This is a genomic window from Pseudomonas salicis, assembly GCF_057128705.1.
This window is the reverse complement of sequence record NZ_JBSKHU010000001.1, coordinates 430,419-454,467: the sequence shown is the minus strand read 5'-3', so window position 1 is coordinate 454,467 and position 24,049 is coordinate 430,419. Positions and strand designations below refer to the sequence as shown.

24 protein-coding genes are annotated in these 24,049 nt (G+C 61.2%); 16 read left to right on the top strand and 8 right to left on the bottom strand.

The annotated features are described in order from the left end of the window. Positions 1 to 312: 312 nt before the first annotated feature. From ACWKWE_RS02120 to ACWKWE_RS02105, 4 genes are all read left to right on the top strand, one after another. The gene (locus ACWKWE_RS02120) at positions 313 to 1,059 is read left to right on the top strand and encodes a gluconate 2-dehydrogenase subunit 3 family protein (protein WP_483849464.1); all 747 of its coding nucleotides are present in this window, start codon (positions 313 to 315) and stop codon (positions 1,057 to 1,059) included. Between the two features lie 6 nt (positions 1,060 to 1,065). Further along, positions 1,066 to 2,829, top strand: a complete 1,764-nt coding sequence (locus ACWKWE_RS02115; RefSeq protein WP_483849463.1) for a GMC family oxidoreductase — start codon at positions 1,066 to 1,068, stop codon at positions 2,827 to 2,829. Continuing rightward, positions 2,826 to 4,052, top strand: coding sequence for a c-type cytochrome (locus ACWKWE_RS02110; protein WP_483849462.1), 1,227 nt, complete (start codon positions 2,826 to 2,828; stop codon positions 4,050 to 4,052). The genes ACWKWE_RS02115 and ACWKWE_RS02110 overlap by 4 nt, the downstream gene beginning before the upstream one ends. A 188-nt stretch (positions 4,053 to 4,240) precedes the next feature. Further along, on the top strand, positions 4,241 to 4,849 hold the full coding sequence (locus tag ACWKWE_RS02105; protein WP_483849461.1) for an FMN-dependent NADH-azoreductase: 609 nt from the start codon (positions 4,241 to 4,243) through the stop codon (positions 4,847 to 4,849). Here ACWKWE_RS02105 and ACWKWE_RS02100 read toward each other — a convergent pair. Further along, positions 4,844 to 5,266, bottom strand: a complete 423-nt coding sequence (locus ACWKWE_RS02100; RefSeq protein WP_483849460.1) for a winged helix-turn-helix transcriptional regulator — start codon at positions 5,264 to 5,266, stop codon at positions 4,844 to 4,846. The two genes, ACWKWE_RS02105 and ACWKWE_RS02100, sit on opposite strands and share 6 nt — an antisense overlap. Positions 5,267 to 5,351: 85 nt before the next feature. Here ACWKWE_RS02100 and ACWKWE_RS02095 point away from each other — a divergent pair, with 85 nt between their 5' ends. The 3 genes from ACWKWE_RS02095 (at position 5,352) to ACWKWE_RS02085 (ending at position 7,813) form a co-directional block, all read left to right on the top strand. Further along, positions 5,352 to 6,209 (top strand): SDR family oxidoreductase, encoded by an 858-nt coding sequence (locus ACWKWE_RS02095; RefSeq protein WP_483849459.1) that lies wholly within the window; start codon positions 5,352 to 5,354, stop codon positions 6,207 to 6,209. 171 nt (positions 6,210 to 6,380) lie between these two features. After that, positions 6,381 to 6,689, top strand: coding sequence for an RcnB family protein (locus ACWKWE_RS02090; protein WP_401146862.1), 309 nt, complete (start codon positions 6,381 to 6,383; stop codon positions 6,687 to 6,689). A gap of 194 nt (positions 6,690 to 6,883) precedes the next feature. Continuing rightward, entirely contained in the window at positions 6,884 to 7,813 is a 930-nt protein-coding gene (locus ACWKWE_RS02085) for an AEC family transporter (RefSeq protein WP_166598109.1), read from the top strand. A gap of 11 nt (positions 7,814 to 7,824) precedes the next feature. Here ACWKWE_RS02085 and ACWKWE_RS02080 read toward each other — a convergent pair whose 3' ends face one another. Next, on the bottom strand, positions 7,825 to 8,583 hold the full coding sequence (locus ACWKWE_RS02080; RefSeq protein WP_483849458.1) for an SDR family NAD(P)-dependent oxidoreductase: 759 nt from the start codon (positions 8,581 to 8,583) through the stop codon (positions 7,825 to 7,827). Positions 8,584 to 8,706: 123 nt separating this feature from the next. Here ACWKWE_RS02080 and ACWKWE_RS02075 point away from each other — a divergent pair, with 123 nt between their 5' ends. The 5 genes from ACWKWE_RS02075 to ACWKWE_RS02055 all read left to right on the top strand — a co-directional run bounded on the left by ACWKWE_RS02075 (position 8,707) and on the right by ACWKWE_RS02055 (position 12,153). Next, on the top strand, positions 8,707 to 9,612 hold the full coding sequence (locus tag ACWKWE_RS02075; protein WP_166598107.1) for a LysR family transcriptional regulator: 906 nt from the start codon (positions 8,707 to 8,709) through the stop codon (positions 9,610 to 9,612). A gap of 152 nt (positions 9,613 to 9,764) precedes the next feature. Further along, positions 9,765 to 10,034 carry a BufA1 family periplasmic bufferin-type metallophore gene (locus ACWKWE_RS02070; RefSeq protein ID WP_166598106.1) on the top strand — a complete coding sequence of 90 codons (270 nt, stop codon included), beginning with the start codon at positions 9,765 to 9,767 and terminating at the stop codon, positions 10,032 to 10,034. A 55-nt stretch (positions 10,035 to 10,089) separates the two neighbouring features. Further along, positions 10,090 to 10,920, top strand: coding sequence for an MNIO family bufferin maturase (bufB, locus tag ACWKWE_RS02065; protein WP_483849457.1), 831 nt, complete (start codon positions 10,090 to 10,092; stop codon positions 10,918 to 10,920). Continuing rightward, positions 10,917 to 11,666, top strand: a complete 750-nt coding sequence (locus tag ACWKWE_RS02060; protein ID WP_483849456.1) for an HvfC/BufC family peptide modification chaperone — start codon at positions 10,917 to 10,919, stop codon at positions 11,664 to 11,666. Before bufB ends, ACWKWE_RS02060 begins: the two co-directional genes overlap by 4 nt. A 16-nt stretch (positions 11,667 to 11,682) precedes the next feature. Further along, positions 11,683 to 12,153, top strand: coding sequence for a DoxX family protein (locus ACWKWE_RS02055; RefSeq protein ID WP_166598103.1), 471 nt, complete (start codon positions 11,683 to 11,685; stop codon positions 12,151 to 12,153). Between the two features lie 114 nt (positions 12,154 to 12,267). Here the strand turns inward: ACWKWE_RS02055 and ACWKWE_RS02050 are convergent, their stop codons facing one another. Both ACWKWE_RS02050 and ACWKWE_RS02045 read right to left on the bottom strand, forming a co-directional pair. Beyond that, positions 12,268 to 13,836, bottom strand: coding sequence for a GMC family oxidoreductase (locus tag ACWKWE_RS02050; RefSeq protein WP_166598102.1), 1,569 nt, complete (start codon positions 13,834 to 13,836; stop codon positions 12,268 to 12,270). Positions 13,837 to 13,847: 11 nt separating this feature from the next. Further along, on the bottom strand, positions 13,848 to 14,408 hold the full coding sequence (locus ACWKWE_RS02045) for a tat (twin-arginine translocation) pathway signal sequence (protein WP_483849455.1): 561 nt from the start codon (positions 14,406 to 14,408) through the stop codon (positions 13,848 to 13,850). A 213-nt stretch (positions 14,409 to 14,621) separates the two neighbouring features. On the opposite strand from ACWKWE_RS02045, the gene gloA reads away from it, so the two are divergent. Then, on the top strand, positions 14,622 to 15,149 hold the full coding sequence (gene gloA, locus ACWKWE_RS02040) for a lactoylglutathione lyase (RefSeq protein ID WP_483849454.1): 528 nt from the start codon (positions 14,622 to 14,624) through the stop codon (positions 15,147 to 15,149). A gap of 36 nt (positions 15,150 to 15,185) precedes the next feature. Here gloA and ACWKWE_RS02035 read toward each other — a convergent pair whose 3' ends face one another. Both ACWKWE_RS02035 and ACWKWE_RS02030 read right to left on the bottom strand, forming a co-directional pair. After that, a complete protein-coding gene (locus ACWKWE_RS02035) occupies positions 15,186 to 16,439 on the bottom strand; it encodes a serine hydrolase domain-containing protein (protein ID WP_483849453.1) in 1,254 nt (417 codons plus the stop codon). 155 nt (positions 16,440 to 16,594) lie between these two features. Beyond that, positions 16,595 to 17,614 (bottom strand): branched-chain amino acid aminotransferase, encoded by a 1,020-nt coding sequence (locus tag ACWKWE_RS02030; protein ID WP_166598098.1) that lies wholly within the window; start codon positions 17,612 to 17,614, stop codon positions 16,595 to 16,597. Positions 17,615 to 17,918: 304 nt separating this feature from the next. On the opposite strand from ACWKWE_RS02030, the gene ACWKWE_RS02025 reads away from it, so the two are divergent. The 3 genes from ACWKWE_RS02025 to ACWKWE_RS02015 all read left to right on the top strand — a co-directional run bounded on the left by ACWKWE_RS02025 (position 17,919) and on the right by ACWKWE_RS02015 (position 20,634). Continuing rightward, positions 17,919 to 18,311 carry a VOC family protein gene (locus ACWKWE_RS02025; RefSeq protein WP_483849452.1) on the top strand — a complete coding sequence of 131 codons (393 nt, stop codon included), beginning with the start codon at positions 17,919 to 17,921 and terminating at the stop codon, positions 18,309 to 18,311. Positions 18,312 to 18,615: 304 nt separating this feature from the next. After that, entirely contained in the window at positions 18,616 to 19,440 is an 825-nt protein-coding gene (locus ACWKWE_RS02020; protein ID WP_483849451.1) for an HDOD domain-containing protein, read from the top strand. Positions 19,441 to 19,836: 396 nt separating this feature from the next. After that, complete coding sequence (locus ACWKWE_RS02015) at positions 19,837 to 20,634, top strand: NAD-dependent protein deacetylase (protein WP_483849968.1); 798 nt, start codon at positions 19,837 to 19,839, stop codon at positions 20,632 to 20,634. A 6-nt stretch (positions 20,635 to 20,640) separates the two neighbouring features. On the opposite strand, the gene ACWKWE_RS02010 is transcribed toward ACWKWE_RS02015, so the two are convergent. Beyond that, positions 20,641 to 21,789 carry an MFS transporter gene (locus tag ACWKWE_RS02010; protein WP_483849450.1) on the bottom strand — a complete coding sequence of 383 codons (1,149 nt, stop codon included), beginning with the start codon at positions 21,787 to 21,789 and terminating at the stop codon, positions 20,641 to 20,643. 155 nt (positions 21,790 to 21,944) lie between these two features. Continuing rightward, the gene (gene treS, locus ACWKWE_RS02005; RefSeq protein WP_483849449.1) at positions 21,945 to 24,014 is read right to left on the bottom strand and encodes a maltose alpha-D-glucosyltransferase; all 2,070 of its coding nucleotides are present in this window, start codon (positions 24,012 to 24,014) and stop codon (positions 21,945 to 21,947) included. Positions 24,015 to 24,049 lie beyond the last annotated feature (35 nt).

The following is a 24,049-nucleotide window of genomic DNA, read 5'->3' as shown; positions in this document are numbered from 1 at the left end:
CCGCACACCAAGATAAAAAACTTACTGTTGCAATATCAGCAACAGTCATTTGCAGAATTCACAGGATGCAACAGCCGGTAACACATCTATGATTGCGCTTCGCGTGGAAAAGATGACCGGCGGTCATGGCGATTCCCTGCTCAGCGTGCGCCTTTCGCCCGCCGGGCTGCCAGAGACCCAATGTCACACCCACCGAAGCAGTGATCCTCGGCACTAAAACAACTCGCCGAACCCAACCGTGAATACGTACGACGCCCCCCGACCGGACCCTCCTCGCGATGGCCCGCGAAGGTGCGTTCTCAGGAGCCTTGCATGACAGAAAAACCCAAGGGCCTCACCCGCCGCCAGTTGCTGAAGTCCTCGGCAACGACGCTGGCCGTGGGCGCTGCTGCCACGGCCAAGGCGGCCACCGTTGTCGGTGTGCCGGAGTGGGTCCCCTTCGACCACAACGGTCCGATGCATTACGACACCCCTGGCTGGCAGTTCTTCAGCGCCGCCGAAGCCAGCGCGGTGGAAGCCATCGTGGCGCGCCTGATCCCGGCGGACGAGTTGAGCGTGAGTGGCAAGGACGCCGGTTGCGCGGTGTTCATCGACCGCCAGCTCGCCGGTGAATACGGCACCTTCAGCCGTCTGTACATGCAAGGCCCGTTCGAGAAAGGCACCCCGATGCAGGGTGACCAGTCCGAACTCGTGCCCCGCGACCGCTACCGTCTGGGCCTGGCTGGCCTTGAAGGTTATTGCCAGAAACAGTTCCAGAAAAGCTTCGCCGCCCTCGCCCCCGAGGTGCAGGACAAAGTGCTGACGGGCCTGGAAAAGGGTGAGGTCGTCCTCGACGGCATCGACGCCAAGCTGTTCTTCCAGCAAGTGCTGGGCAACACCATGGAAGGCTTCTTCGCCGACCCGGTCTACGGCGGCAACCGCGACATGGTCTCCTGGAAAATGATCGGTTTTCCCGGTGCCCGGTACGACTACCGCCCCTACATCGCTCAGCACAACCAGAAGCTGAACCTGGTGCCGCTTTCCATTTCCGGTAGCACCGCCTGGACCAAGAAGGGTTAATTCGACATGGCCAAAAAACTACCTTCCACGGACGTCGTGGTTGTCGGACTCGGCTGGGCCGGGTCCATCATCGCCAACGAACTGGCGGATGAGGGGCTGAACATCATCGGTTTCGAACGTGGCCCGTGGCGCGACACCGCCGCCGACTTCAACATCGCGTCCGCCGCTGACGAACTGCGTTACAACCGTCGTCAGGACCTGATGCTGCGCACGCGCCAGAACACCACGACGATTCGCAACAACGTCACTGAAACCGCGCTGCCGATGCGCAGTTGGGGATCGTTCCACCCCGGTAACGGCACGGGCGGCGCAGGCAACCACTGGGCGGGCATCACCTTTCGCTTCCAGCCCCATGAGTTCCGTCTGCACAGCTACCTGACCGAGCGTTACGGCAAAGAGCTGTCGCCGGAGCTGACCCTGCAAGACTGGGGCACCGACTGGGACGAAATGGAGCCGTTCTACACCAAGTTCGATCGCCTCGCGGGCGTTTCGGGCAAGGCCGGCAACATCAAGGGCGTGATCCAGGAAGGCGGCAACACCTTCGAAGGCGCGCGTTCCGAGGAATACCCGAACCCGCCGACCGAGCAGACCTACGCGCCGACGCTGTTTGCCGAAGCCGCGAAAAACCTCGGTTACAAACCCTTCCCGGTGCCTTCGGCGCTGGTGTCGAAGCCTTACGTCAACGCCCTCGGCGTGGCGATGGGCCCGTGCACCTATTGCGGGTTCTGCACCAACTACGGCTGCGCCAACTATTCCAAGGCCAGCGCCATTACCACCGTATTGCCGGTGCTGATCCGCAAGCCAAACTTCACCGCGATGACCAACTGCGAAGTCCTGCGCGTGACCCTGGACAGCAGCGGCAAACGCGCAACCGGCATCGTCTACATGGACGCCAACGGTGACGAGTGGGAACAGCCCGCCGAACTGGTGGTGATCAGCGCATTCATCTTCGAAAACGTGCGCCTGATGCTGCTGTCCGGCGTCGGTCAACCGTACGACCCGGTCACCAACACCGGCACCACGGGCCGCAATTACGCCTACCAGACCGCCAACAGCGTGCGGATGTTCTTCGATGACAAGAACTTCAACCCGTTCATCGGCGGCGGCGCCATCGGCATGGGCATCGACGAGTTCAACAACGACAACTTCGACCACTCGGGTCTGGGGTTCGTCGGCGGCGGCAGCACCCGGGTTACCCCGATTGGCGCAGCGCCCATCGACTCGCGCCCTCTCCCGCCCGGCACTCCGGCGTGGGGTTCGGAATGGAAGAAAGCCACGGTCAAGAACTACGCCGCCAACATGTCCATCGGCTGTGAAGCGAGCAGTTACGCGACCCGCACCAACTACCTGTCCCTCGATCCGACTTACAAAGACCCGCTGGGCCGTCCGCTGCTGCGCATCACTTTCGACTTCCCGGAGAACGACCGCAAGATGGCGGCCTACGTCACGGGCAAGGTCGGGGAAATCGCCAAGAGCATGAACCCGCGTCAAATGGTGCCCAGCGCACAGACCGGCCACTGGAACAGCTCGCCCTATCAGTCGTCGCACATCGTCGGCGGCTTCATCATGGGCGCCGATCCGAAGAACAGTTCGGTCAACAAATACCTGCAAGTCTGGGGCGTGCCGAACCTGTTCGTGGTCGGTTCGTCGGCCTTCCCGCAAAACCCTGGCTACAACCCGACCGGCACCGTGGCCGCGTTGGCCTTCAAAGCCGCGGATGCCATTCGCACCCGCTACCTAAAGCGTCCAGGGGAGATGATCAGCGTATGAAGACGCTTCTGACTGCCTGTGCGGGCTTGATCGCACTGTCCGTTTCCCTGGCTCACGCCGAAACCGGCGCGGATTCCTACAATCTCGTGCAAAAAGGCCGCTACCTGGCCACGGTCGGCGACTGCACCGCGTGCCACACCCTGCCGGGCAAGCCGCTGTTCTCCGGTGGCGTGGTGCTCGACACCCCGTTCGGCAAACTGGCCGGCGCCAACATCACGCCGGACCCGGTAAATGGCATCGGTCGCTGGAGTTTCGACGACTTCCAGAACGCCATGTCCAAGGGCCACGGTCTGGATGGCAAACGCCTGTACGGCGCGATGCCGTTCACGGCCTACACCAAGGTCAAGCGTGAAGACAACCTGGCCATTTTCGCCTACCTGAAAACCGTCGATGCGTCGGACAACAAGGTCGAAACCAACCAGCTGCCCTTCCCGTTCAACGTGCGCACCAGCCTGATCGGTTGGAACCTGCTCAACTTCAAGGAAGGCGAATTCAAGGCCGATCCGCAGAAGTCCGAGCAATGGAACCGCGGTGCGTATCTGGTCGAAGGCCTGGGCCACTGCGGGACGTGCCACACGCCGAAGAACATCACCGGCGGTGACAAGGGCGATCAGTTCCTGACGGGCGCCAACCTGCAGAACTGGGTGGCACCGAACATCACCTCCAGCGGCCACGACGGTCTGCAGGCCTGGAATGAAAACGACATCGTTCAGTACCTGAAAACCGGCGCCAACCGCTTCGACATCGCTTCCGGGCCGATGGCTGAAGAGGTGGAGCACTCGTCGCAGCACTGGAACGATCAGGACCTGATGGCCGTTGCCGTCTACCTGAAAGACGGCGCCAAGCCGGTAGATGCGCCGAAACCGGTTGCGGCAACCGACGCCTCAATGGGCGCGGGCAAGGCGATCTACGCTGACCGCTGCTCGGCATGCCACACGCCGAACGGTGAAGGCGCTGCTCACCTGTTCCCGAAACTGGCCATGGCCCCGCTGATCAACAGCAACGACCCTTCGTCGCTGATCCGCGTTGTGCTGGCAGGCAGCCGCGCAGGCGCCACCGACGCGGCACCCACCGCGCCGGCGATGCCTGCGTTCGGCTGGAACCTGTCGGACGACAACGTCGCCGACGTCCTGACCTACGTGCGCAACACCTGGGGCAACGCCGCGCCATCGGTGTCCAGTGCCGAGGTGAAAGACGTGCGTGAGGCGTTAACGCCGAAGTAAGTGTCGACGCTGTGCAGCAAACGAAAAATGCCCGACCTCAGAGATGGGGTCAGGCTTTTTTTTGGATTCCAGTTTCTGCCGATGCGGGCGAGTGGCGCATTTTTGCCTTCAGCAAAAACCAACTCACCCTGCCCACGGTCTTCTGCTATCACTGATGCTCACGCTCCCATCACGCAGAGGCCACGACCATGCCGCACTTGCTCTACATTGAAAGCTCGCCCCGCAAACAACGCTCCGCGACGATCGAGGTCGCCAAGGCTTTCATCGATGCCTGGCAGGCGCAGCACACCATTGCCACGGTGGACACGCTGGACGTGTGGAATGAACCACTGCCCGCCTTCGACGGCGCAACGCTGGACGCCAAATACGCGGGCATTCAAGGCGTCGAACGCACACCTGAACAGGCGGCCGCCTGGGCCCGTATCAGTGAACTGGCCGAGCGTTTCGTCAAGGCCGACATCATTCTGTTCGGCGTGCCGATGTGGAATTTCGGCATCCCCTACACCCTCAAGCATTTGATCGACGTGGTCAGCCAGAAAGACCTGCTGTTCACCTTCGATGAACGCGGGTTGAACGGCCTGCTCGGCGGTCGCAAGGTGGTGGTCATCGCCGCCCGTGGTGCGCCGTTGGACCGCGCCGAACACCAGATTGCCTACATGACCACCTGGAGCGAAATGGTCGGCATCGACGAACAATTCAACATCGTCATCGAGAAAACCCTGCTGGGTCCGGACGTAGACGCCGAATCCCGCCAGACCGCGACCAAAGCCGCCATCGACCTCGCCGCCACTTTATAACGGCTCGGCCACTTCAACCCCGCGAGCCTCCCGCGCTTCCAGAATGCGCGGCAGGTTCTGCTCGATCCACGTGGTCAGGCCGTCGACCTGCAACGCCACTTCATTGCCCATGGGGGTCAGCGTGTATTCAACGTGAGGCGGCACGACGGGCAGTGCCTTGCGGTCCACAAAGCCGTCCTGCTCCAGACTTTGCAATGTTTGCGAGAGCATCTTCTCGCTGACCCCGCCGATCTTGCGCCGCAGCTCACTGAACCGGTGCATGCCGTCCAGCAGCACCACCAATACCAGCACGCCCCAACGGCTGCATACGTGATTGAGAATTTCCCGGGACGGGCAATCCCGGGCTAACACTTGGCCCATACGAATGCGCTCAAGCAAGGAAATGTTTTCGCTGGACGGCGCAGAAATATCGTTCATGACACTTACCTTTTTGTACGTACTTACGAAAGGTTAGCATGCCCTTTATGCTGAGCCCACATTCAACGTCACTGAGGAACACATCATGATCATCATTACCGGTGCATCGGGTCAGTTGGGCCATCTGGTTATCGCCGAACTGCTGAAAACAGTCCCCGCCTCGCAGATCGTCGCTGTCGCACGCAATCTCGAAAAAGCCGCCGACCTCGCCGCGAAAGGCGTGCAGGTCCGCCACGGCGACTACACGAAACCCGAGACGCTGGACAGCGCGTTCAAGGGCGCTGAAAAGGTCCTGCTGATTTCCTCCGACGCCGTGGGCACCCGCGTGCCGCAGCATCAGGCCGTGATCGACGCCGCCAAACGGGCGGGCGTGAAATTGCTCGGCTACACCAGCGTGCTGCACGCGGACACCTCGCTGCTGGGTCTGGCAGGCGAACACCGCGACACCGAAACCGCCCTCAAGGCCTCGGGCGTACCGTCTGTGGTGCTGCGCAACGGCTGGTACCACGAGAACTACACCGCCAGCATCCCGCCCGCCCTCGCCCATGGCCAATTGTTCGGCAGCGCCGGTGAAGGCCGCATCAGTTCCGCCGCCCGCGCCGATTACGCCGCAGCGGCCGCTGCGGTGCTGACCTCTTCTGACAATCAGGCGGGCAAGGTCTACGAACTGGCCGGTGATGCGTCCTACACGCTGACCGATCTGGCCGCCGAAGTGACTCGCCATGCGAACAAACCCGTTGCATACATCAATCTGCCGGAAGCCGACTACAAAGCCGCCTTGCTGAACGTCGGGTTGCCCGAATTCGTCGCCGAGCTGCTGGCCAACTCCGACGCGGCCGCTGCCAAAGGTGCCTTGTTCGATGACAGCCGTCAGTTGAGTGCGTTGATCGGTCGCCCAACCACGCCGTTCACTGAAGCCGTAAATCAGGCACTGACGCACTAAAGCTTTAGAACATCGTTTGCCTACGGCGTCTCGGCAGCCCGAATACCGGAGCCTTCCGACGCCGTGGGCAAGCGTGCTTACCAGGCACCCTGCGCAAAACGACTGAATGATCGAGGCCTCTTACGGTCGGACCTTATGACGGCGCATTACGCGCTGGATAAGGAGCTTCGAATGAACAGCAAATCGTTTATCGCTGGCCTGACGATCCTCGGCTGCGTGTCGCTCGCCAGTTTCGCGGTGCAGGCAGAAGACGCCCCTGCGCAAACCGTTCAATCGTCCAAGGACAATCTTCGCGACCTCGAAAAAGGCGACCGCGTGCCGGAGAAATTCCAGCGTCCCGGCGAAGCCATCAAGGACTGGAAAGCCAAAGGCCTCCACGCCCCCGCCGAACAGAGCCAGTGGGTGCGCATCAACAACAAATACGTGCAGGTCCAGACCACCAACGGCCAGATCACCGACATCGCACCGATGAAGAAATAATGCCCCACCCCGGTGCTCGAACCTCCCTCGGGCACCCTCCCCGCGCCAGCCGCTCTAGATCAGGCCTGTCATCCCGAAAAAATGTGTCCTGAGGGCGAGAAAGGTTGGACGCTAACGATTTCCGACTTTAATCTTTGCCGCTTGTTTCAAGCCTCCCTTCTGAGGGTTCTTTCAAACGCCAGGGCCGAGAGTCGATGTCTTCCGTTTTGAATGTTTTGCTGCCGATCTTCGCCTTGATTCTGGTCGGTTACCTGTGCCGACGCACCAACCGGCTCGGCCCGACCGCCGCCTCGGAAATCAACCGAATGGTGGTGTGGCTGTGTCTTCCCGCCCTGCTTTTCACCGCCACGGCCACCGCCACGTGGGAGCAAATCTGGCACCCCGGATTCGTGCTGGTGTTCACCCTCTCGACGATGGTCATGTTCGTCGTCACCTTGCTGTTACGGCGCAAGAAAGCCGGCCACTTTGCCGACGCCAGCATCGACGCCTTGAGTGCTTCCTACGCCAACACCGGTTACATCGGCATTCCGCTGTGCGTGATGGTGCTGGGCCAGAGCGGCCTTGAACCGGCGCTGATCGCGTCGTTGATCGTGGTCTGCGTGCTGTTCGGCATCACGTTGGTGTGCATCGAAATCGGCCTGCAAAGCGAAGCCCACGTGCACCGGATCGTGCTCAAGGTGTTGGGTGCGCTGGCGAAAAACCCGCTGGTGGTGTCGCCGATTCTGGGGGCGTGCTGGGCGTGGACGGGCATGCCGCTGCCGGGGCCGCTGGACAAATTCCTCAGCCTGCTGGGCGCGGCGACCACCCCGTGTGCGCTGATTTCATTGGGCCTGTTTCTGGCGCAAAAACAACAAGGCCCGCGCCATGGCACGAGCCTGTTGGTGTTGATCAAACTGATCGCTCATCCCTTGTTGACATGGTTCCTGGCGTTCAAGGTCTTCCACCTGCCGCCGCTGTGGGCGAACTCGGCACTGCTGCTCAGCGCCCTGCCCACCGGCACCGGGCCGTTCATGCTGGCCGAATACTACAAACGCGAAGCGTCGGTGGTCTCCAGCACAATCCTGATTTCAACCCTGGGTTCGCTGGTGACGCTGTCGTTGTGCATCTATTACATCAACGGGTGAGCGACCTGTCGTCAGACAAACATTCCGCCCGACGCCTCGATGCGCTGCGCGGTGATCCAGCGACCGCCCTCGCCCAGCAGCATCGAAATCGCCGCCCCGATGTCGTCCGGCAGACCGACGCGGCCCAAAGCGGTGTTGGACGCGACCCACGCATTCACATCAGCGTTGTCCCGCACAGTGCCGCCGCCGAAGTCGGTCTCGATGGCGCCAGGGGCCAAGGCGTTCACGGTGATGCCCCGAGGTCCCAGTTCGTTGGCCAGGTAGCGGGTCCAGACTTCGATACCGCCCTTCATCGACGCATACGCCGCGTAGCCCACCGGTGAGAACCGCGCCAGGCCGGATGAGATGTTGACGATCCGCCCACCGTCGGCGATCAGCGGCAAGAGTTTCTGGGTCAGGAAAAACGGCCCCTTGAAATGCACGTTCATCAACTGGTCGAACTGCGCCTCGGTGGTCTCCGCGCAGCTGGCGTACATGCCGATACCCGCGTTATTGACCAGAAAATCAAAGCGCTCCGCCTTGAAATAAGCACTCAGCAGCGCCGACACCTGCGTGGCAAACGTCTCGAAACGGCTGCTGTCGCCCACGTCCAGTTGCAGCATCTTGACCTTGCCACCGAGGCTTTCGATCTCAGCCACTACACGCTGCGCCTCGTCTTCACGGCTGTGATAAGTGCCGATAATGGCCACGCCTTCCCGAGCCAGATGCAGCGCTGCGCTTTTGCCCAGGCCGCGGCTGGCGCCGGTGATGATCGCGATCTTTTGACTCATGGTAATGCCCTCAATTGGCTGTATTCAGTCAGTGGCGACCACTGTATTGTTCGGCGTACCACCAGATAAACCCGCATTGATCGACATGACTGATCGACCACCACGAACAATAGGCCTCCCACGATGAACAAACTCGACCTGCTCAAGACCTTCGTCCGGGTCGCGGAACTGTCCAGTTTCACTTTGGCCAGCGATGCACTGGGGCTGCCGCGCTCCAGCGTATCGGAACAGATTCGTGCCCTCGAACAGTTGCTCGACACCCGGCTGCTTCAGCGCACCACGCGCAAAGTCCAGACCACACCGGATGGCCAGGCGCTGTACGAACGCAGCAAGGATTTGCTCGCACAGATGGACGAACTGGAAGGCCTGTTTCGTCAGGACAACGCCGTGCTCAGCGGTCGTTTGCGGGTAGACATGCCCACCGCCGTCGCTCGTCGGCTGGTCATGCCGCGGGTTCGCGAATTCATTGATCGGCATCCCTTGATCGAACTGGAGATCAGCAGCACCGACCGCCGCGTCGACCTGATACGCGAAGGGTTCGATTGCGTGATGCGGGTGGGTGAGCTGCCTGACACCACGTTGGTGGCGCGCAAGATCGGCCACTTCCAGATGGTTAATTGCGTCAGCGTCGAATACGCCGAGCGGTTCGGCATTCCCCAGACCCTCGACGACCTGCAGCAGCATCAGTTGATCAACTACGTGTCAGCGTTCGGGGCCAGCACGGCCACGTTCGAATACCACCGGGACGGCAAGGACCATCACGTGCCGATGCCCAGCAGCGTCACGGTCAATTACATCGAAGCCTACGAAGCCGCATGCCTCGGTGGGCTGGGCATCGTGCAGGTACCGCGACTGGCGCACGAGTACCAGTTCGAACGCGGCGAATTGGTGGAAGTCCTGCCGGATTACCTGCCCGCCCCGATGCCTGTCTCGCTGCTCTACGCCCACCGGCGGCACCTGCCGCAACGCTGTCGGGTGTTCATGGACTGGTTGTCGAACCTGTTGCTCGAATACGGTGTGGTGGGCTGATTTCAAGGTGACCAGAAGTTTTTTTAAAAAAATCTGCAGAGGGCCGTAACCGATTTCGAATCTCCAGCGAACTACCCCTCGAATCTGATGCACAGCATGGCTGTCATGCCGGTGCCGCGATTCTCTCATTCAAAAACCTGGAGATACCCCTGATGAAAACTCTTTCCCTCGCTGCTGTCGCTCTGGCTTTCGCTTCCATCGCTACTGGCGTCAGCGCTGCTGAAACAGGCTCCGCGCCTGCCATGGAAAAATGCTACGGCGTATCGATGGCTGGCAAAAACGATTGCAAGGCTGGCGCCGGTACCACCTGCGCAGGCACCTCCAAAACCGACTACCAGACCAACGCCTGGAAAAACGTACCCGCTGGCACATGCACCTCCATCAAGACCCCACACGGCACCGGTTCGCTGACCCCGATGTAATTCGTCAGACCTGAAAAGCTGAACGCTTGAACCATCGCAAGGGCAGACGTCGATCATGAACACCCCTTCTACACTGGGCGCGGGACTGGGCCTCAAGGCCGACCACTACGAGGCCGCACACGACTGCGCGGCCACCGGTTTGTGGTTTGAAGTCCACCCGGAAAACTACATGATCGACGGCGGCCCTCGCCTGGCATGGCTGGAAGCAATCGGCAGTCGCCACCCGCTTTCGTTGCACGGTGTTTCACTGTCGCTGGCAGCCGATTGCGTGCCAGACATCGAACACCTGAAACGCCTCAAGGCCCTTGCCGACCGCGTTCAGCCAGCCCTTATTTCCGAGCACCTCGCCTGGTCCACCTGGCGGGGTCAGTATCACCCCGATCTGCTGCCCTTCCCTCGCACCGAGGAAGCTTTGCAGCGCATCGCCGACAACGTGCACCGCACCCAGGCTTTCCTCGGGCGGCGGCTGGCCATCGAAAACCCCAGCCATTACCTCGCGCTGGACGGCCATGACTTCAGCGAAATCGACTTCCTTGCCGAACTGAGCCAACGCACCGGCTGCGGCATGCTGCTGGACATCAACAATGTTTTCCTGAGTGCCCACAACATGGGCTACGACGCCAATGCCTACGTGGATGCCTTTCCCGGTGAGGCCATTCTGGAAATTCACCTGGCAGGACACAGTGTCGATCCCGGCGGCGCGGCGCTGCTGATCGACTCTCACGATGCGCCGGTGGCCGAACCGGTCTGGGCCTTGTATGAACGGCTGATTCGGCGCATCGGCCCTCGCCCGACGCTGATCGAGCGGGACGATAATCTGCCATCGTTCACTGAACTGTTGCTGGAGCGGGACCGGGCACAAGCGCTGCTGGAGGCCGTGTCATGAAACTGCAAGCGTTCCAGGACGCGTTCGTTGAAGCCCTCTATGACCCCCACGCCGTAGCACTGTCGAGGGTGACGGAGCAACCGGGTTTCACGGTCTACCGCAACACCGTGATGAAAGGCGCGGTCGATGCACTGATCGCCAACTTCCCCACGGTCGAGCGCCTCGTGGGCAGTGACTGGTTGACGGCAGCAGCGTCGATTCATGCGCAACAAACGCCCCCTTCGGATGCGCGATTGATCCATCACGGCCGCGCATTCCCTGAGTTTCTCGATCAATTCGAACACACCCGCGACTTACCGTATCTGGGCAATGTCGCCCGACTGGATTTGCTCTGGACCCACTGCCACACCGCCCTCGACGAACCCGGTCTGGACATGAATCACATCGCCCGCCTTGCGCCGGAACAGCTCGCTTCATTGTTGCTGAAACCCAGGGCGGCCGCGGGTTGGACCTGGTTTGCGGACCAACCCGTTTTCAGCATCTGGCGCCATAACCGCGAGGGGCTGGCAATGCCGGAACAACTGGACTGGCGAGGTGAAGGCGCGTTGCTGGTGCGCAGCGAAGGCGCGGTCGGCTGGCAATCGCTGGACGTGGGCGGCTGTGGTTTTCTGGACGCCTGCGCCGCCGGACAGACGCTGGCGCAAGCCGCTGAACACGCCAGCGCCCTGCAACCTTCGCTCGACATTCTTGAACTGCTGACACGACTGGTCAGCGCCGATGTTTTCGCCGCCACTGACCCACATTGATCCATTGGAGGACGCCATGGACACGCTGCACACTGACACCTCGCAATCCCAAACTCTGCGCGGCGGCTGGAATCGCTTCGCTGATCGCCTCTCGCTGATGATCACCGACTCGGTGTTGTCGCTGGTGGCGCGCGTCGCCATCGCAGGCATTTTTCTGATGTCGGGGCGAACCAAAGTCGAGGGGTTTCTGACCATTACAGACAGCACCTACGAACTGTTTCGCAGTGAGTACAAACTGCCGCTGATTCCTCCGGAAATTGCCGCGCACTTGTCGGCGTATGCCGAGCACCTGTTTCCGCTGTTGCTGATTCTTGGCCTGTTCTCACGACTGTCGGCATTCGCCTTGTTAGGCATGACGCTGGTGATCGAAATCTTCGTCTACCCGGATGCGTGGGTTACCCACCTGAGCTGGGCTGGGTTGCTGCTGATCATCATCGGCAAAGGCGCGGGGCCGCTGTCGCTGGATCGGACATTCGGGATTCGGTGATGCCATAGCGCACACGGCTCGCTGGCGATGGTGCCTGAGAAATCGCCACCGCTGGCGAGCCGTGCTGCTACGACTGAACGCTTCGGCCTACCGGCCGAGAGGCGTCCGTTCATGTCAAACCGCCCGCGTATTCATCGCCTGCGCTATAAACTCCGCCTGCCGAATCGCCAACGTCACGATGGTCAACGTCGGATTCTCCCCCGCACTGGTGGTGAACTGGCTGCCATCCGAAATAAACAGGTTCGGAATCTCATGGCTCTGCCCATGCTGGTTGCACACCCCATCCTGCGGCTTTTCGCTCATGCGGCAGGTGCCCAGGTTGTGGGTCGAAGGGTACGGCGGAACGCGGAACGTCTTCACCGCGCCGACCGATGAATACAGCGCTTCACCTTGCTTGAATGCGTGTTCGCGCATCGCCAGGTCATTCGGGTGATCGTCGTAATGCACGTTGGGCACCGGCAGGCCGTACTTGTCCTTGATGCTGTCGTTGAGGGTAATCCGGTTGCTTTCCTGAGGCATGTCTTCGCCGACGATCCACATCCCTGCGAGCTTGCTGTACTGCTCCATCACATCGGTGAAATCCCGGCCCCACGCCCCCGGATTGAAAAACGCCGCGAGGAACGATGGCCCAAGGGAGATCGTTTCCATCTCATAACCGCCGACGAAGCCGCGATCCGGCTTGTGGTGAATCTCGTCGCTGACAATCCCGGCCATGATGGTGCCGCGGTAGAAGTGCACGTCCTCGGGAAACGACGCGAAAACAGTACCGGTGGTGTGGCGCATGTAATGTTTGCCGACCATCCCCGAGCCATTCGCCAGACCGTGAGGGAACTGACTGCTGGCCGAATTGAGCAATAACCGTGGGGTTTCGATGGAGTTACCGGCGACCGCCACCACCCGCGCCTTTTGCCGCTGTTCCTTGCCGAGCCCGTCGAAATACACCACCGCGTTGACCCGGCCCTTGTCGTCGTGCTCGATTTTCGCCACATGGCATTGAGTGCGCAGTTCCAGCTTGCCCGTGGCTTCAGCGGCGGGGATTTCGGTGTACAGCGTCGACCACTTCGCCCCCATCTTGCAGCCCTGGAAGCAGAAGCCCAGCTGCTGGCACCCGGCCCGATCGCCACGGGGTTTGCTGTTGATCGCCATGTGTCCTGTGGAGCATTCCTTGTAGCCCATCTTCTGCGCGCCGTTGTACAGCACCTTGAAGTTGTTGTTACCCGGCAATCCCTCGATGTTATGGGTGCGGGTCACGCCCATTTTGTCCTCGGCGCGGGCGTAATACGGTTCCATCTCGGCCAGAGTGATGGGCCAGTTCAAGAGATTGGCGCCCTGCACCTGGCCGTAGGTGTCCAGTGCGCGGAATTCGTGCTCCTGAAAACGCAGGCTCGCGCCCGCCCAGTGGGTGGTGGTGCCGCCAACGGTTTTACAGATCCAGGCGGGCAGATTGGGGAAGTCCTTGGCCACCCGCCATGAACCTGAAGTGGTGCGCATGTCACCCCAGGACAGTTGCGAAAAAGAAGGCCACTCGTCGTTGATGAACGTGCCCGTGGACTGCCGCGCCCCGGCTTCCAGCAACACCACCGACACGCCCTTTTGGCACAGTTCGTTGGCCAGCGTCCCGCCGCCCGCGCCCGAGCCAATGATCACCACGACCGAATCGTCATCCAGGTTGTACGTTGTCATGATTGCGCTCCTCAGGCAGGGACAGTCGGGCTGGCATCGACAGGCGGGTTGGGCAGCCATTTCAGGTCGTTGAACCCGCGATGGATGTAACCGCCTTTGGGGAAGGACGCGCCTTCATAGCCGAAGTGCTTGTACGCCAGCTCGTTGCTGTAAAGGCTGTTCACCGACACACCGCGCACCAGCGCGAAAAACGGCCCGGTCTGCACTTCCTTGAGAATGCCCACTTGCTTGTCTTCAGCAAGCGAAGCCCAGTCGCCGCCGGCGCGCTGGTCCAGATCGGCCAGACCCTGCTTCAGGGTGTCGGCGACGCTGGGGTCCGCGGAGGCTTTTTCATCAAGGGCTTTGACGGAAAACGCATAGACCGCGTCTTCCATGGTGTCGTGGGGGAAGATGCGCCGGATAACCAGCAAGAGCTTGCTGCCGGTGGCGCTGTCCAGTGTGTTCATCTCCAATGCCCAGGTCCGGCTTGGAGCAAGCAGTGCAACAGGGCCGGAACCGAACACCAGCGTTCCCAGCAACAGCCCGCCGCTTCCTTGCAAAAAGCGGCGACGATCGAGTATCAGGTCACTCATGGCTTTTGTCCTTGTTATTTTTTTTGTCGGTGCAATCAAGCTGAATTGATAGTAGTAGCGCCGTGGGGGGAAAGGTAATAGCGGTCTACTACGTGGTTATAAGCCTGGACAGGGTGCGTGTCGGCAAACGACAACCCGGTAGTAATCCGGTATTACCCGCCCCGCCCGCGGCCTTTCTAGACTGTCGGCTTCACTCATCACGAGCAGCCTGCCATGTCTTTCGTCAGCGAAACCCAACCCGGTGTGTGCCTTACGCCGGACGCCGTCACTCAGGATTACGTGTTCAACCACACGATGTTGCGGGTGAAGGACCCCGAGCGTTCGCTGGACTTTTACACGCGGGTGCTGGGGATGCGGCTGCTGCGCCAAGTGGATTTTCCCGAGGGGAAGTTTTCGCTGCTGTTTCTGGCGATGACCAAAGGCGAGGCAGTGCCGGAGGATGCGTCGGCGCGCATGAGCCATACCTTTAGCCGAGAATCGGTGCTGGAGCTGACCCACAACTGGGGCACTGAAAGCGACGACTCGCAGTACCACAACGGCAACAAGGACCCGCGAGGTTTCGGGCACATCTGCTTTTCAGTGCCTGATATTGAGGCGGCGTGCGCCCGCTTCGAATCCTTGGGCGTGCCCTTCGTCAAACGGTTGGACAAAGGCATGAAACACGTTGCCTTCATCAGCGATCCGGACGAGTACTGGGTCGAAATCGTGCAGGCGGACCTGTTGGGCAATCTGGGGCACTAAGCCGCCCTTTTCCGGGCGGCTTCATCGGCGACGTCGCTAGTCGAGCGCTGCCACCACCGCATCAAAAAACGCCAGCGGCGCGATGAGATTGCGGCGCAGCGGCTTGGGTTGATCGCCAAAGGTGACGATCACCACGTTGTGCGTCGGGTTGATGTAGATGTTCTGGCCCTGCATGCCGATGGCCGAGTAGGCGCCGTCCTTGATCGAGGCTTCGGTCCGGCCCGGCCACCACATGTAGCCGTAATTCAACGGGCTGCCGTCCTTGAGCACCTTGGGAGCGGTGGCTTCCTGAACCCAGCCTTGCGGCAGAATCGACTGGCCGGCGATCTTGCCGCCGTTCATGAAAAACAGCCCGAAACGCCCGAAGTCCCGCAGCGTCGCGCTGATGCCACTGCCGCCGATTTCCTGGCCATTGGGCGAATCCAGCCACCACTTGGCGTCGTGTTCCATGCCGAACGGTCGCCAGATTTTCTGCTCCAGATAGTCGGACAGCGGCATCTTTACGGCGCTGCGAATGACTTCTTCCAGCACTTGCGTCTCGCCCGTGCTGTAGTTGTTGACCGTGCCCGGTTCGGCCGCTTTCGGCAAACTCGCCATCAGCGTCATCGCCGCCCCCGGGGTCTGGGCAATCTGCGCCCGCAACAACGCGCGGCGGTCGGATGAAGGGTCGGTAAACGCTTCGCTCCATTTCACCCCGGACGTCATCGTCAGCACATTGCGAATCGTCACACCCTCGTAAGCGCTGCCCTTGAGGCGCGGCACATAGTCGACCACCGCATCGTCGAGGCTTTTGATCGCGCCGTCATGCAGCGCCACAGCCGCCAGCGTAGAGGTGACGGACTTGGCCATGGACATCGACATCCAGCGGGTCCTGTCGGTGTTGCCGCGCTGGTAGGTCTCGTAGGCGACTTTGCCGTCCTTGATCACCAGCATCGCGGTAATGCTGTCCACCGCGACGTAGTCGAACAGGTCGTACTTCTTGCCTTCGTAGGTGAAGTGGACGTTGTCCAGCTGTCGAGGCGCTTTCGGCAGGGCGTAAGGATGGTCACTGCCGTCGATCGTGCGCGTGGGAAATAGTCGATCGATGTTGCGGTAAGTGCTGACCGCGAGGTCAGGCAGCATCGTGCCTTCGTAAATCTGCTCGACGGTGCCGATGGGTTCGTGGGCGTGGGGGTACTCGTAATCGTCTTTGGCCCAGGCATCGGGCACGGCGCCGAGGGCGAACAGGCCAAGGGAAACGGTGAATGGCTGCAAGCGCAGAAAAGGACGGGAAACCGCTCGTGACAGCATAAAACATCCTTGCTTTTGCGTTGAAATCGGACCGATTGGCCACTGAATCGAAGGTGCGGTTTACCACGGTTCGATGACAGGATTCAAAATCAGGCGCAAAAAAAACCACCGCGCGAGGGCGGTGGCTTCTTTATCGAGCGTGGATCAGATCAGGCTCAGACCTTGACGACCCAGCCCGCCGGGCCTTCGATCTCACCAAACTGAATGCCGGTCAGCTCTTTATACAGACGCTGTGTCACCGGACCCACTTCGGTCTCGCTGTGGAACACGTGCAGCTTGTCTTTGTAGCTGATGCCACCGATCGGCGTGATCACCGCAGCGGTCCCGCAGGCACCGGCTTCCTTGAACTGATCCAGCTTGTCGATGAAGACTTCGCCCTCGGTCACTTTCAGGCCCAGACGGCTTTCAGCCAGCTCGATCAGCGACAGACGGGTGATGCCCGGCAGCACGGAAGGCGATTTAGGCGTGATGAACTGGTCATCGTGGGTGATGCCGAAGAAGTTGGCCGAACCGACTTCCTCGATTTTCGAGTGCGTCAGCGGGTCCAGGTAGATCGCGTCGGCGAAGCCGTTTTTCTTGGCTTCGCTGCCCGGCATCATGCTCGCCGCGTAGTTGCCGCCAACTTTCGCAGCGCCGGTGCCTTGTGGCGCGGCGCGGTCGTAGCTGGAGATCACGAAGTTGTGTGGCTTCATGCCGCCCTTGAAGTAAGGGCCGACCGGGATGCAGAACACCGAGAAGATGAACTCGGGCGCTGCACGCACGCCGATGTTGTCACCCACGCCGATCACGAATGGACGCAGGTACAGCGCGCCGCCCGTGCCGTAAGGCGGGATGAAACGTTCGTTGGCGCGGACCACTTCTTTACACGCTTCAATGAACTGTTCGGTCGGAACGTGAGGCATCAGCAGACGCGAGCAGCTGCGTTGCATGCGCGCGGCGTTCTGGTCCGGGCGGAACAGGTTGATCGACCCGTCCTTGGCACGGTAGGCCTTCAGGCCTTCGAAACATTGCTGGCCGTAATGCAGCGCGGTCGAGCCTTCGCTGATGTGCAGCACGTTGTCTTCGGTCAGGGTGCCTGTGTCCCACTCACCGTCGCGCCAGTGAGCCAGGTAGCGCTTGTCGGTCTTGATGTAGTCGAAACCCAGCTTGTCCCAATTAATGCTTTCGTTACCCATGACACCCTCTATTTCCTGGCCAGCGCGCCCGCAGGTGGGGGCTGGCGTTTCATCAATATGGTCGTGAAGGCTCGGCCGAGGGAACGGCCCCCACCGATGTTGCGCCATATTACTGATTTTTTGCCGGACAAACTGCCTTCAACGCTTAACAAGCAAAAAAGAGCACCAAACCGCCTTTAGGCCCTCTTCAAAAACCGCCGCCAAGCTGCGAACCTGACGCCTGTTGCCGTTGGTCCGCCGGCAGTTCGAGGCGGTGGCGGAACACGCAATCGACTCCACAGAGCCTCGTTCAGCAAGGAAAGCCATGACCGATCTGCCCAAACACGGCGCCGTCCTGTTCGCCAAAGACTTGCCCCGTGTCGCCGCGTTTTATCGCGAACTGCTGGACATGACGCAGACCGTCACTGAAAAACGGTTGATCGTGCTGGAGTCGTCGACCTACCAACTGGTGATTCATGGCATTCCGAAAGCGGTTTCCGACCGGGTCATCATCAGTTCTCCGCCGCAGCGGCGCGTGGACCTGCCCATCAAGCTGGTGTTTCCCGTGAAAAACCTGGCAGACGCCCGCGCAGCGGCGGTCGCGTTGGGTGGGCAGGTGGACGCGCCGGCCGGGCAGTTCACCGCCCGCGGCTTCACCGCCTGTGACGGGTTCGACCCGGAGGGTAATGTCGTACAGTTTCGCGAACCGGCGCCGTGATTGTCAGTAAATGGATGGACATCTGCAGGCGCGAATTCATTCGCGAGCGGCCGATGCGGCCGATAGATCTACATCGTCTGATACATCTTTCGTCGGTATGCCGCCCAGAATGAATTCGCTCCCGCAGGGACTGGGCGTCGCCATGCAGTGCGTCATTTGACGTTCCTGCAGGTCTCGGGGTGTCACAGGGTTCTGTGGATGCACCCGAGATTTCGTGCCGCCTGTATCAAAAGCTTCTCAACCGCCGTGCAGATTCGCCATTTTTGCCTATCGTTGGTAATTCATATGAAACAGGAGCACGTCCATGGGTATCGAGCAACTCTTCGCGGATTTGGGCAGTCTTCCGAGCATTCCCAAAGTGGCTCAAGACCTGATTCAACAGTTCGACAACCCGTCGTCGAACATTGAGAGCATCGCTCGCAACATCCAGAAGGACCCGGTGATTTCCGCCAAGATTCTGCGGCTGGCCAACTCGGCGCGGTTTCGCGGGGCGCGGGAGTCTTCAAGCATCGACGACGCGGCCATGCGCCTGGGCTTCAACACCCTGCGCACGCTGGTGCTGGCGTCGGCGGTGACCGGGGCATTCAAGGCGGGGCCAAGCTTCGACCTCAAGGGCTTCTGGCTGAAAAGCTTTCAAGTGGCGGGGATTTGTCGCCTGCTGGCCAAGCAGTCGGGCGCCGACGCGGAAATCGCTTTCACGTGCGGCGTGATGCATGACATTGGCGAGCTGCTGATCCAGACCGGCGCGCCGCAAGTGGCCGAGCGCATCAACAGCGTCACCAAGACCGGCACCACCAGCCGCGCCGCCATCGAGACCCTGCAACTGGGCTTCGGTTACCCGGAAGTGGGTGCGGAGCTGGCCCGTCGCTGGCAGTTGCCGCCGGTGATCCAGCAGGCGATTGCCTATCAGGCCCGCCCGATGCAGGCACCCGGCGACGCGACCCAAGCCCGGATCGTCGCCCAGGCGCTGACCGTGTCCGATGCGCTCGAAAGCAACGGCGGCGCGACACCGCAGGCGCAGCAGTCCATCGAAGGGCCGCTGTTTGAAGGCGTTGATCTGGATGCGCTGTTCACGGCATTGCCTGCGGTACTGGAGGCGGACAAAGCCTTTGCGGAGTTGCTGAGCTGATTCCCCCTCTCAGGTCTGACGAATGACCTGTGGGAGCGAATTCATTCGCGAATCGGCAGTACAGACGACGGAGAGGTTGCGCCTGTACGGGCCTTTCGCGAATGAATTCGCTCCTACAGAAAGCCCAATGTTCGTCTCGAAAACGGGCGCGCCGCTGAACCTGTAGGAGTGAGCTTGCTCGCGATTACGGTGGGTCAGCCAGATGGGTGATATCTGGCCCACTGCAATCGCGAGCAAGCTCACTTGTACAAAGAGCCATAGCATCGATTTCAAGGCAATACCTGCTCTGCACAAATCCTCCACCTCGTTTAGTATCAGTCCACCCACCACGCTGACGAGGCCCCGCGCATGTTCGATACGCCTGCCCTTTCCCACCTCGAATCCCTCCTGCACTGGATGAGCGGACGCTCGTTCACGGTGTTGACGGGCGCAGGCATCAGCACCTCGTCCGGAATCCCCGATTACCGTGACAGCGAAGGCGTGCGACGGGGTCGGCAGCCGATGATGTTTCAGGAATTCCTCAACGCCCCCGAAGCGCGCCGCCGGTATTGGGCGCGGGCCATGCTCGGGTGGCCTCGGGTGAGGGCCGCGCAACCGAATGCCGCTCACGCTGCATTGGCCGCGTTGCAACAACACGAACTGATCCGGGGCGTGATCACCCAGAACGTCGACACGCTCCATGACCGAGCGGGCAGTCATGACGTGATCGAACTGCACGGCAGCCTGCACTGGGTGCTGTGTCTGGATTGCCGTCAGCGCACCGAGCGCGACGTGATCCAGCTGACGTTACTGGAGCAGAACCCCTACCTGGCCGGTGTCGATGCGGTTCAGGCCCCGGATGGCGACACCTTGCTCGACCCCGCCTTTGAAGAACGCTTTCAGGTGCCCCACTGCCCTCATTGCGGCGGCGAACGCATGAAGCCGGACGTGGTGTTTTTCGGCGAGAACGTTGCGCCGCCCACGGCGGCCAAGGCCATGGACCGGGTGGAAACCTCGGACGGTTTACTGGTGGTGGGGTCGTCGCTGATGGCATTTTCGGCGTTTCGCCTGTGTCGGCGCATCGTCGAGCAAGGCAAACCGCTGATCGCCATCAACCTTGGCAAGACCCGGGCGGACGATGTGCTGGACCTGAAGATCGAAGCGTCCTGCGAAGTGCTGCTGCCCGAACTGGCGCAGCGGCTCATCGCGCATTGAACCGGCTCAGCCCTTGGCCAATGCCCGCGCGCTGAGCACCTGCGCCAACAGCAAGGTGCCGACGCACAACAGCGCGTCGCGCAAGCCGATGAAGTGCGCGGCAAAGCCGATCAGCGCCGGCCCCAGCAGAATCCCGCAATAACCGATTCCGGTGATGACCGCGATGCCCAACCCGGCGGGCATCGCTGTTTGCGCACCGACGATGGAACAGTAAACCGGGAACGTGTTGGACAAACCCAGACCGATCAACGCAAAGCCGAGCAAGAACAGCGGCCACGGTTGTAACAGCACCGCCATGGCAAAACCGAGCATGACCAGCAGGCCGCCGCCGATCAGCAGTTTCACCGCACCGAAGCGCTTCCTCAAGGCATCGCCGGAAAACCGGCCCGCTGCCATGGCAAGCGAAAACACTGCGTAAGCCCCCCCCGCGACCGACAGGTCAATCTGATGAGCACGGTTGAGAAACACTGCGCTCCAGTCAAGAATCGCGCCTTCCACCAGCAACGCAATGAAGCACAGCAGGCCGATGATCAGCACCTTCACCGTCGGCCATGAGAAAGGCGTCGAAGGGTCGTCCGCGCTGAACGGCAGCAAGTGTCGGGCCTGGCTCAGCAACGTGCCCGCGACGATTGCCACCATCACCGACACGGCGAATAACGGCGACGCGCCACTCCACAGCATCAACCCCATGGCGCCCGCACTGACGATCCCGCCCAGACTGAACAGCCCGTGAAACCCTGACATCAGCGGGCGCCGATGATCCTGTTCCACCATCAGTCCTTGCACGTTCATCGCCACGTCGATGCTGCCCAACCCCGCCCCGAAAACCGCCAGGGCCAAGGCGAGCGCAGTGAACGACGACAGCGTGGCAAGCAGCGGCAACATGCTGCAAATCAAGGCCCCGCCGATCAGCGCCACGAAGCGGCAGCCCTTGCGCGTGGTCAAGGCGCCAGCCAGTGGCATCGCCAGCATCGAACCTACGCCGAAGCACAGCAACAGCAACCCCAATTCGGCCTCTTCCAGCCCCGCACGGTCCCGGGCAAACGGCACCAACGGCGCCCACGCCCCGAGCGCCATGCCGGACAGCAGGAACGTCAGGCGGTAGCTCCAGAGGTGAATGAGGGTCGGTCTGTGAGCGGGTTGGGCGATGGACAAGGGAAGTTTCCAGAATATTGAGAGCAGTTCACATTGTGGGAAACGCCGGAGGTTACGACGGCAGCGAAAGCGGTGGATCAGTCACAGACAAACTGCCTGACAGTCCGCTTGGCCGCCGTCGTAATCTCCGGCGCCCCCCACAGGGTTCGCAGCGTTTACATCATCGGCGCCACCATGCTCACGACCCGCAACGCCAAGCCTTCGTAGGCATCCAGCGTAATGGTGAACTCACCCTCTTCCGTCAGATCGCCCTCGACCCGCTCGTTGATGATATCCACCACCGGCCCCGGTGCGATGCCCGGCAGGTGCAGGGTTTCGACGATGGATTCGGCGCTGAAGTTGAGCGCGGTGATCTGCGTGCCTTTCCCGGCCGGCAGTTCGTGGACCATGATCAGCAGGCCCGGATGCTCGACGTCAGGGATCATAATCTGGCGACTGGCGGCGATGTCGTAGGCGCGGCGCACGGCGAGGATTTTCTTCAACTGCGAGGCGAACGAGTCCGGCCGTTGCAGCTGTTCGACCAGGCTGCCGTATAGCGCGGTCGGACGCGGCATGCCGCCCGCTGAGGTTTCAGCGCTGGGGTCCAGGTCCACCAGATCGTAGGCGCCGCGATGAATCCAGCGGGTGTCGCCATCGCCCATCAGGTGCGCGACCTGCTCGGCGGGCAGCGGCAGCGCCCCCACCAAATCCCAGCCCGACAGCGCGAACACCCCCGGCTGCATGGCGTTGAACATCACCAGCAACAGGTGGATGTGCTGAATCTTGTTCACGTCGTCAGCGGTGATGGTGTCCAACTCACGAATGCCCAGCGCCGCTGTGATAATGCTGGCGGTGGTGCACGACACCCCATTGGTCACGAACTTGAGGTTGTAAGGCGCATGTTCGCCAGCGAGGCGTTCATACATCTCTTCGCGAATGTGCTCGCGCAGGATATTGCCGGGAAAGGTCTGGCCCATGTACAGGTATTGATCATGGGCGTGCAGCGTCCAGAAATGCACCAGCTCCAGGGTCAGCTCGTCGTGGTTCTGCAAAGCGTGGATCAGCGACGCGGGATCGATCCCGAAGTCATGGACCTGGCGCAGCATGAGCCGCAAAAACTCGGTGCGGCCGGTCAGCAGCGCGTGCTGGTAGGCCGGACGGGTGATGAAGTCATAGGACAGGTCGGCGCCGCCGTGGGACATGGCAGCGATGTCGTCGATGGTCAGGTTCAGCTCCTGAAAACTGAAGCCCCCGGCCTTGCGGATCGCGCCCGCCAGCAACTGGTTGCCGGTAATCGCCAGCGGATGGCTTTCCGACCACGCGGTGCCATCGGCCTTGCGCTCGACGCCAAGGAAGCCGTTGGCGTCGAGACGCAACACCCGCGCGCCCATCACGTCGATGGCGTGCAGCGCGTCGCCGATGATCATCTGTTGCGCGGCGAAGCTCGGGTCCAGCCAGTTCAGCGACGGTTGGCCTTCCTTGAAGTAATGCAGGTACACCCAGCGCCGGTCTTTGCCGTCCACGCCGGTGATGACAGGTGTGGTGCTCCAGTCGGTTTCCTTGACCCCCGGTTCGAAAAAGATCACCCGCTGCAGCTGACCGACGATGTAATGCTTGTCGCGCAAGGCATCCACGGTCGCGGGCGGCAGGTTGATGGCGTCGCGCCCAGTGGGGACGTCGGGCAGCAGCGACCAGTCTTCTTCTTTGATCTCGACCATGTGGTACAGGCCGGGATATTCCTCGTAGGCCAGCTCGGCCAGACGGAAATCCGCGCCTTTGCCGGTGTGGGACGGGATCACGTCATCGACGATCACCGCGTTGTGCGCGGCGGCGATGCGGCTGAGGCTGAGAAACTGCGCGTCAGTGCCCAGTTCGGCATCGACCTCGAAGCTGATGCGGTCGAAATTGCCGTCGATGCTTGGGGTTTTCTGCCGCCCCTTGAGGCCACCGGAGGCTTTGAGCGGGCCGTTGTGGATGCCTTGAATCCCAATCTCGGACAAGGCGTGCCAGAGCTTTTCATCCCCCAGTGCTTCCAGCACCGAGCCGCCTTCACGGGTGATGATCGACGCCGGGTAGGCGGTGAACCACACCGACGCAATCGCTGAAGCGTCCCGAGGGCGGGCCTGCGCGTAAGGCCGTTGCCAGAGCCGCCCCTGGCCGCCATAGAGCTTAGCGCGTTGTTGTGCGGCGTTGAGCATCGATTGCTCAACCAGCCATTCCACGTACTGCTTGTCCGGTGTGGTCATAGGGTCCAGGGTTCCGTCTTCAAAGGGATTTGGAG

Bases quoted from the DNA above. Each gene is read 5' to 3' on its own strand.
- ACWKWE_RS02120 (WP_483849464.1), top strand. From the start codon at position 313: ATGACAGAAAAACCCAAGGGCCTCACCCGCCGCCAGTTGCTGAAGTCC.
- ACWKWE_RS02115 (WP_483849463.1), top strand. From the start codon at position 1,066: ATGGCCAAAAAACTACCTTCCACGGACGTCGTGGTTGTCGGACTCGGC.
- ACWKWE_RS02110 (WP_483849462.1), top strand. From the start codon at position 2,826: ATGAAGACGCTTCTGACTGCCTGTGCGGGCTTGATCGCACTGTCCGTT.
- ACWKWE_RS02105 (WP_483849461.1), top strand. From the start codon at position 4,241: ATGCCGCACTTGCTCTACATTGAAAGCTCGCCCCGCAAACAACGCTCC.
- ACWKWE_RS02100 (WP_483849460.1), bottom strand. From the start codon at position 5,266: ATGAACGATATTTCTGCGCCGTCCAGCGAAAACATTTCCTTGCTTGAG.
- ACWKWE_RS02095 (WP_483849459.1), top strand. From the start codon at position 5,352: ATGATCATCATTACCGGTGCATCGGGTCAGTTGGGCCATCTGGTTATC.
- ACWKWE_RS02090 (WP_401146862.1), top strand. From the start codon at position 6,381: ATGAACAGCAAATCGTTTATCGCTGGCCTGACGATCCTCGGCTGCGTG.
- ACWKWE_RS02085 (WP_166598109.1), top strand. From the start codon at position 6,884: ATGTCTTCCGTTTTGAATGTTTTGCTGCCGATCTTCGCCTTGATTCTG.
- ACWKWE_RS02080 (WP_483849458.1), bottom strand. From the start codon at position 8,583: ATGAGTCAAAAGATCGCGATCATCACCGGCGCCAGCCGCGGCCTGGGC.
- ACWKWE_RS02075 (WP_166598107.1), top strand. From the start codon at position 8,707: ATGAACAAACTCGACCTGCTCAAGACCTTCGTCCGGGTCGCGGAACTG.
- ACWKWE_RS02070 (WP_166598106.1), top strand. From the start codon at position 9,765: ATGAAAACTCTTTCCCTCGCTGCTGTCGCTCTGGCTTTCGCTTCCATC.
- bufB (WP_483849457.1), top strand. From the start codon at position 10,090: ATGAACACCCCTTCTACACTGGGCGCGGGACTGGGCCTCAAGGCCGAC.
- ACWKWE_RS02060 (WP_483849456.1), top strand. From the start codon at position 10,917: ATGAAACTGCAAGCGTTCCAGGACGCGTTCGTTGAAGCCCTCTATGAC.
- ACWKWE_RS02055 (WP_166598103.1), top strand. From the start codon at position 11,683: ATGGACACGCTGCACACTGACACCTCGCAATCCCAAACTCTGCGCGGC.
- ACWKWE_RS02050 (WP_166598102.1), bottom strand. From the start codon at position 13,836: ATGACAACGTACAACCTGGATGACGATTCGGTCGTGGTGATCATTGGC.
- ACWKWE_RS02045 (WP_483849455.1), bottom strand. From the start codon at position 14,408: ATGAGTGACCTGATACTCGATCGTCGCCGCTTTTTGCAAGGAAGCGGC.
- gloA (WP_483849454.1), top strand. From the start codon at position 14,622: ATGTCTTTCGTCAGCGAAACCCAACCCGGTGTGTGCCTTACGCCGGAC.
- ACWKWE_RS02035 (WP_483849453.1), bottom strand. From the start codon at position 16,439: ATGCTGTCACGAGCGGTTTCCCGTCCTTTTCTGCGCTTGCAGCCATTC.
- ACWKWE_RS02030 (WP_166598098.1), bottom strand. From the start codon at position 17,614: ATGGGTAACGAAAGCATTAATTGGGACAAGCTGGGTTTCGACTACATC.
- ACWKWE_RS02025 (WP_483849452.1), top strand. From the start codon at position 17,919: ATGACCGATCTGCCCAAACACGGCGCCGTCCTGTTCGCCAAAGACTTG.
- ACWKWE_RS02020 (WP_483849451.1), top strand. From the start codon at position 18,616: ATGGGTATCGAGCAACTCTTCGCGGATTTGGGCAGTCTTCCGAGCATT.
- ACWKWE_RS02015 (WP_483849968.1), top strand. From the start codon at position 19,837: ATGAGCGGACGCTCGTTCACGGTGTTGACGGGCGCAGGCATCAGCACC.
- treS (WP_483849449.1), bottom strand. From the start codon at position 24,014: ATGACCACACCGGACAAGCAGTACGTGGAATGGCTGGTTGAGCAATCG.